The 5,357-nt window shown below is 63.6% G+C and carries 8 protein-coding genes; 5 read left to right on the top strand and 3 right to left on the bottom strand.

Features of this window, described 5'->3' with window-relative positions:
* The first annotated feature begins 157 nt into the window (after window positions 1-157).
* From BEN49_RS10800 to BEN49_RS10780, 5 genes are all read left to right on the top strand, one after another.
* On the top strand, window positions 158-628 hold the full coding sequence (locus BEN49_RS10800) for a hypothetical protein (protein WP_070743168.1): 471 nt from the start codon (window positions 158-160) through the stop codon (window positions 626-628).
* Between the two features lie 27 nt (window positions 629-655).
* Window positions 656-871, top strand: a complete 216-nt coding sequence (locus BEN49_RS10795; RefSeq protein WP_070743166.1) for a hypothetical protein — start codon at window positions 656-658, stop codon at window positions 869-871.
* Window positions 872-942: 71 nt separating this feature from the next.
* The gene (locus BEN49_RS10790; protein ID WP_070743164.1) at window positions 943-1,596 is read left to right on the top strand and encodes a hypothetical protein; all 654 of its coding nucleotides are present in this window, start codon (window positions 943-945) and stop codon (window positions 1,594-1,596) included.
* Entirely contained in the window at window positions 1,575-2,393 is an 819-nt protein-coding gene (locus BEN49_RS10785; RefSeq protein ID WP_070743162.1) for a sensor histidine kinase, read from the top strand. Before BEN49_RS10790 ends, BEN49_RS10785 begins: the two co-directional genes overlap by 22 nt.
* Before the next feature lie 239 nt (window positions 2,394-2,632).
* On the top strand, window positions 2,633-3,298 hold the full coding sequence (locus tag BEN49_RS10780; RefSeq protein WP_070743159.1) for a response regulator: 666 nt from the start codon (window positions 2,633-2,635) through the stop codon (window positions 3,296-3,298).
* Window position 3,299: 1 nt separating this feature from the next.
* On the opposite strand, the gene BEN49_RS26800 is transcribed toward BEN49_RS10780, so the two are convergent.
* The 3 genes from BEN49_RS26800 to BEN49_RS10770 all read right to left on the bottom strand — a co-directional run.
* Window positions 3,300-3,749: a hypothetical protein gene (locus BEN49_RS26800; RefSeq protein WP_125916734.1), complete on the bottom strand. Its 450-nt coding sequence runs from the start codon at window positions 3,747-3,749 to the stop codon at window positions 3,300-3,302.
* A gap of 15 nt (window positions 3,750-3,764) precedes the next feature.
* Window positions 3,765-3,983 (bottom strand): hypothetical protein, encoded by a 219-nt coding sequence (locus BEN49_RS10775; RefSeq protein WP_070743157.1) that lies wholly within the window; start codon window positions 3,981-3,983, stop codon window positions 3,765-3,767.
* Window positions 3,984-3,991: 8 nt separating this feature from the next.
* The coding region (locus BEN49_RS10770; protein ID WP_070743155.1) for a GH3 family acyl-acid amido synthetase at window positions 3,992-5,357 on the bottom strand (1,366 nt) is incomplete at its 5' end.

Below are 5,357 nucleotides of genomic sequence, written 5' to 3'. Positions count from 1 at the left end.
CCCACGCCCGGCCAGCGCGTGGTGCTGGCCCACGCCGTGGCCAGCCCCGCCTAACCAGCTCCCAATCAGACAGAAACGATTTGCATCAGTCCATTACTACCCATTGGTTGATAGTTACTTATATCTTTATAAAGTTTACCTTATTTACCACGAATTAATGTCTGCTATTTCGAGCATCCTTACCCCCGAGCAGTTCGAACAGTACAGCGCCGAGTGGCTGAAAATTGCCAGCGCCACCGAGGGCCCCGCACCGGCCCAGTGCTTCGCCGCACCCGGCCACGGCCGCCGCACCCACGCGAGCCTACCCATCCAGCAACTGGTGTGGCTCGCGTCGACGTTGGGCATCGTCGCCGTCAGGACCCAGTTCCTGGCCATTGCCCACCAGGGCCACCCGGCGCGCTTCGCGCTGGCCCTGTTCGCCACCGATGCCGCGGGCACGCGCTTGTCGGCCTACTACCTGGCCGAGGCCGAAGAGGCCCCGGCGGCGGCAGAAAATGCCCTGGCGGCGCCCCCGCTGCGCACCGCCCACCAAAAAGCTGCCCAGGTACCGCACGACCTGGTGAAAACCTGGCTGCACAACTGGGCCGCCGCGCCGGCCGTCACGCCCGCCCTATTTGCCACCGGCTAAGGGCCCCTACAAGGCTATGCTTTCGAGGTGGGCGATTTTCTGGAGCCGCTATTCGCCGCCCAACCGTTCGGCGCCCAAACGCTGCGGATTAGCTTTGGCCTGCACGAGTACTACCCCGCCGAGGGCCCCCTGGCGCAAACCTTCGGGCTGGTGCTGCGCCTCCACGACCCCAAGAAACTGGACGGTGATGGTTCGGGCGACCCGTTTTTCGACATGTCGAAGCCTTGCCCGCCGCAGTGCTAAGGGCCTTCCCAAAGGCGTAGGCAGCGCTCCGGGCAGCCCATCATTCCCTACTTACCCTACCCGTAAGCAGTATGACCAGCACCGCATTATTCATGTTCGCAGCGCGCTTCATGGAGTTCGCCCTGGCGGTCACGTTCCTCAGCGGCGTGGTGCGGTTCCGGCGGCTGCCGCCGGAGCTACGCTACCTGGCGGTGTTCATGGGGCTGGACGTGCTCACGGAAATCTCCTCCGATTGGCTGCACCGCCACCACCAACCCAACTTGTTCCTATTTCCGATTTTTGCGGCGATGGAGGTGTGGTTTTTGGCGTTGGTCTACGACCGGGCGTTGCAGTGGCCGGCCTTTTCGCGGTGGCGGCCGGGGCTGGCCGGGGCCTTTGTGGCCTACTGCGTGCTCGATGGCTGGCTTTTCCCCGAGGTGGCGCGCTTTAAACCTGCCCTGCAAATTGTGGAGAGCGTCCTGGTGCTGAGCTTGGTGGGGCTGTACTTTCGCAAGCTGCTCCGCGAACTGCGCGTGACGCGCCTGGACCAAGAGCCCATGTTTTGGGTTTCGACCGGCATCGTCGTCAACTCCCTGGGCAGCATCCAGATTTTTTTGTTCAGCAACTACCTGCTCACGCACTATTCCAACCAGCTGAGCACAGCCGCCTGGGCCGTGCACACGCTGCTAAATGTGGTGCTGTACGCCTGCTACTGCACCGCCCTATGGATTCGCCCCCGGAAGTAACCTTCGCCTCGATGCTGTTCGGCGGCATTGCGTTCATGCTGCTGGCGGCGGGGGGCCTGGTGCTGTTTTTGGTGGTGTACCAGAAGCGGCTGCTGCAACAGCAGCTGCGCCTGCGCGCGGCCGAGGCCACCCACCAGCAGGCGCTGCTGGCCGCCGTGGTGGAGGCCCAGGAGCGGGAGCGGGAGCGCATCGGCCGCGACCTGCACGACGGCATTGGCTCGACCATTGCCACGGCCAAGCTGCTGGTGCAGCGCCTGGAGGGCCCCCAGCCCCTGGCCGACCGCGCTGACCTGCTTGGGCTGGTGAAGGAGATTATGGGCACCGCCGTGCAGGACGTGCGCACCGTGTCGCACAGCCTCTACCCGGTGGTGCTGGCCCGCTTCGGCCTGGCCGAAGCCTTGCAGCACTTGGTCGACGTGTCGAACGAGGCCGGCACGCTGGCCGTGGCGCTGGAGGTGGAGTACCCCCGCCCGCTGGCCCTGGCCCAGGAGCTGGCCCTGTACCGGATTTGCCAGGAGCTGATGCACAACGCCTTTAAGCACGCCGCTGGGGCCACGCGCCTCAGTGTGCAGCTGCGCCAGCGCGGCACGCTGCTCACACTGGCCGTGGGCGACGACGGCTGCGGCTTTGCACTGCCCGCGCCGGGGGCCCTGGCACCGGCCGCCGCCGCCGCCGGCGCGGGCCTGCGCAGCATCGACGTGCGGGTGCAGCTGCTGCGCGCCCGCCTGCACCGGGCCTCGGGCCCCGGCCAGGGTACCCACACCCGCGTCGAGCTACCGGCGGCTTTCGCGGTGTAGGCCGGAGCTAAGAAGTTCTCAGATGGCGCTACGCTTCTGGGAGGAATTGGAATGAAAAAAGCGATTTAATAATTTGATTTTCAGGTTTTTAAATCCTATTTTTAATTCTAATTCCTCCCGGAAAATCGGAAACTGCCTAAAAGCAAATAGGCTACAGGTTGCTCGTGGTCATTTTTTGCCCAAGCACTGGTAATGAGCAACTGATGACTCGCCTTCCGTTGCCGTCCTTTGCCCATCCCATGTCTGCCATTAATTTCCCGGTTCGCATTGCGCTGCTCGACGACCACCCGCTGTTTCGGCAGGGGCTGCGCTACGTTTTGCAGGCCCTGCCCTACGTGGAGGCCGTGGACGAGGCCGCCGAATTCCCGGAGCTACTGGCTATTTGCCGCCAGCACCTGCCCGACGTACTGCTCCTCGACCTGCAAATGCCCGGCATGGACGGCCCCGAGGTGGCCAAAATCTTGCTTGCCGAATTCCCCGGCCTGAAAATCATCGTCCTCTCGATGTTTTCCGCCGACAAGTTCATCACCCAGATGCTGAAGCTGGGGGCCCGCAGCTACCTACCTAAAGACGCCGACCAAGACCAGCTCCGCCTGGCCCTGGAAGACGTGCTCACGACCGGCCACCACGTCACGCCGCGCATGGCGCAAGCGTTGCTGCGCGGGGCCCCGGCGGGCCTGGCCCCCGGGCCGGCGCTCTCGGCCCTGGTGCAGCTCACCCCGCGCGAGGAGGAAGTCCTGCGCCTCATCTGCGAGGGCCGCACGGCGGTCGAAATTGCCGACCACCTCTGCATCAGCCGCCGCACCGTAGAGGGCCACCGCCAAAACCTGCTCGAAAAAACCCACGCCCCCAACTCGGCCGGCCTGGTGGTGTACGCCGTCCGGCACGGCTTGCTGAATGCGTGAGTTAATCCTGTCGTTGTGCCAGCGCGGCTTTGACTTTCTGTGCCCAATGCTCGTCGTCGGGAGCCACTACCAACATCTGAAAACCATGACGTTCGGCTTCTATTCGCACACCTTCTGAATCGTCGATTAGTAAGTCAATCCGAAAACTCGGTGGGTGCTTCATACAGCGAACCGCTACCTCGCGGCTGTGCCGCTGCTGGTTTACTTCGTCATCTAAGCCGATACCGTGCAGCCAAAACAGTTGGCGTATGTGCCAATTGCTGCGATAGGAAGTGGTATACACCCACACTTCCCAGCCCTGTTGACGGCAGTATTCAGCCAGTTCTACAACTCCTTTCCGAAAACCTTCGCTACTCAGTAATCGGGCTAGTTTGCTGCGCCGGGGCCGCTCCAGCGGGAAATCGTAGCCGCAGCGAATCAGAGTATTATTAAGGTCGAAAGCGATGCGCACGTTAAATCAGCGATTCTAGATTTGTTGAATCTTCTGATTTACGCTATGATCTTGCTCACGCCCCAAATCGCGTAAAGCACGAAGCGTCCGCGCCTGATGACGCAAATAAGCCAGCACTTCCTGGCGTTGCTCCGTGGTCATTGCGCGCCAACGGGCCGCGTCCTCAGCATCCTGAACGCTGTGGTCGGCGTGCAAGGTGGTTTTGCGGATTACGGTTTTATCGAGGCGGAGCATGGCTAAACTTACGAATTCTTAACTAACCCCTCCGCCAGGGCCCCATCGTTGCTCAGGCGGGGCACTTTGTTTTGGCCGCCGAGCTTGCCCAAGCGCTTCATGTGGCGCTGGAACGCGCCGGGTGGCAGCAGCGTGAGTTGCAGCGGCACCAATATGTTGCCTTGGCGCAGGTCGTCATAGTAGGTGTTGCGCTGGCGCAGGGCTCCATCCAGGACCCCGGCGAAGGCGGCGGCATCGGCCGGAGCTCGGGCAAATTCTACCAGCCACTCGTGGCGCGAGGGCTGCGCGGGGTCGGTGCTCACGAGCGGGGCCACGGTGAATTCCACTACTTCCACCGCCGGAAACTGCCGCATGGCTTCGCGCAGGGCCCCTTCCACTTCTTCGCCGATGACGTGCTCGCCGAAGGCCGAGAGAAAGTGCTTGAGGCGGCCCGTGACTACCACCCGGTGCGGGGCCAGGCTCACGAAGCGCACCGTGTCGCCGAGCGAGTAGCCCCACAGGCCGGCGTTGGAGGTGAGCACGACGGCGTACTGGCGGTCCAGCTCCACGTCGGCGATGGTGAGGCGGGGCGGGTTTTCCTCGAAAAACCGTTCGGCGGGCACAAATTCGAAGAAGATGCCGCTGTTCAGCAGCAGCAGCAGGCCGGGGTTGCCGGGCTCGTCCTGGAAGGCCAGGAAGCCCTCGGAGGCCGGGAACAGCTCGATGCTGTCGATGGGCCGGCCGAGGCTTTCGAAGAGCTTGGCGCGGTACGGTTCGAAGTTGACGCCGCCGTACACGAACAGGTTGAGGTTCGGGAAAACGTCCTTGATGGGCCGGCCGGTAATTTGGAGCAGCTTGTCGAAATACATCTGCACCCAGGGCGGAATGCCCGAAATCAGGGTCAGGTCTTCGGGCAGCGTTTCCTCCACGATGCGGTCGAGCTTGGCTTCCCAGTCTTCGATGACGTTGGCGTCGTAGCTCGGCAGTTGGTTGCGGCGCAGGTAGGCCGGCACGTGGTGGTTGGCGATGCCCGAGAGGCGGCCGGTGGCAATGCCGTGGTGCTGCTCGAGGGCCGGCGAGCCGCTGAGGAACATCAGCTTACCGTCCAGGAACTGGCTGCGGCCGGTGGCGTGCACGTAGTGCAGCAGCGCGTCGCGGGCCCCGTTGATGTGGTTGCCGATGCTGGCGCGGGTGATGGGGATGTACTTGGTGCCGGAGGTGGTGCCGCTGGTTTTGGCCAGGTACAGCGGCTGGCCGGGCCAGAGCACGTCGGCCTCGCCGGCCTGGGTGCGGTCGAAGTACGGCTTCAGGCCTTCGTAGTCGCGCACGGGCACCAGGCGGGCCAGGTCGGCGGGGGTGCGCAGGGCCCCCAGGCCGTGGGCGCGCCCGAAGGCC

The sequence above is a fragment of the Hymenobacter coccineus genome, assembly GCF_001816125.1.
GTDB lineage: Bacteria > Bacteroidota > Bacteroidia > Cytophagales > Hymenobacteraceae > Hymenobacter > Hymenobacter coccineus.
The sequence above is the reverse complement of the archived record's forward strand: the minus strand, read 5'-3'. Positions and strand labels throughout refer to the sequence as shown.